This window comes from Nocardia sp. AB354 (genome assembly GCF_049538315.1).
In the GTDB taxonomy this organism is placed as follows: domain Bacteria; phylum Actinomycetota; class Actinomycetes; order Mycobacteriales; family Mycobacteriaceae; genus Nocardia; species Nocardia nova.
Genome location: NZ_JBMVFU010000065.1, coordinates 1 through 1,297, shown reverse-complemented (window position 1 = coordinate 1,297; position 1,297 = coordinate 1). Strand labels below are relative to the sequence as shown.

Below are 1,297 nucleotides of genomic sequence, written 5' to 3'. Positions count from 1 at the left end.
ACCGCCCCCTGCGCATCGCGATCGTCGGTGCCGGACCGGCCGGAATCTACGCCGCCGACGCGCTGATGAAGTCCGACGTGGAGGCGAGTATCGACCTCTACGAGCGCATGCCGGCCCCGTTCGGTCTGATCCGCTACGGCGTCGCACCCGACCACCCGCGCATCAAGGGCATCATCACCGCGCTGCACAAGGTGCTCGACAAGCCGCAGGTCCGCCTGCTCGGCAATATCGACTACGGCAGCGACATCGACCTCGAGGACCTGCGCCGCTTCTACGACGCGGTGATCTTCTCCACCGGCGCCAACGCCGACCGCGCCCTGGGTGTCCCGGGTATCGAACTGGACGGCAGCTACGGCGCCGCCGACTTCGTGTCCTGGTACGACGGCCACCCGGACGTGCCGCGCACCTGGCCGCTCGACGCGGAGAAGGTCGCCGTCCTGGGTGTGGGCAACGTGGCGCTCGACGTGGCCCGCGTGCTCGCCAAGACCGGTGAGGAACTGCTGCCGACCGAGATTCCGCCGAACGTCTACGAGGGCCTGCGCAACAACAAGGCCGTCGAGGTGCACGTCTTCGGCCGCCGCGGTCCCGCCCAGGCCAAGTTCACCCCGCTGGAACTGCGCGAACTCGATCACTCGCCGAATATCGAGGTGATCGTCGATCCCGAGGACATCGACTACGACGAGGGCTCGGAGGCCGCGCGCCGCCACTCCAAGCAGGTCGACATGGTCTGCAACACCCTCGAGCAGTGGGCCATTCGCGACGTCGGCGACCGCCCGCACAAGCTGTTCCTGCACTTCTTCGAATCCCCGGCCGAACTGATCGGCGAGGACGGCAAGGTGGTCGGCCTGCGCACCGAGCGCACCACCCTCGACGGCACCGGCAACGTCAAGGGCACCGGAACCTACAAGGACTGGGACGTCCAGGCCGTGTACCGCGCCGTCGGCTACCTGTCGCAGAACATCCCGCAGCTGCCGTTCGACGACCAGGCCGGCACCGTGCCGAACGAGGCCGGTCGCGTGCTCGTCGACGAGGGCGCCGACGGCATCGCCCGCTACCTGCCGCAGACCTACGTCACCGGCTGGATCAAGCGCGGCCCGGTCGGCCTGATCGGCCACACCAAGGGCGACGCCAACGAGACCATCGCCTGCCTGCTCGACGACGCCGCCTCCTTCACCCCGGCCGCCGAACCCGATCCCGAGGCCGTGACGAAGTTCCTCGAGGACAAGGGCATTCCGTTCACCACCTGGGCCGGCTGGTACCGCCTCGACGCCCACGAGCGCTCGCTCGGCGAGCCCGA

The 1,297-nt window shown here is 68.9% G+C and carries 1 protein-coding gene; it reads left to right on the top strand.

Annotated elements, in window-relative coordinates:
- Window positions 1-1,297 (top strand): FAD-dependent oxidoreductase (locus tag ACPCUW_RS35100; protein ID WP_423429690.1); only part of this gene is annotated, 1,297 nt, incomplete at both ends.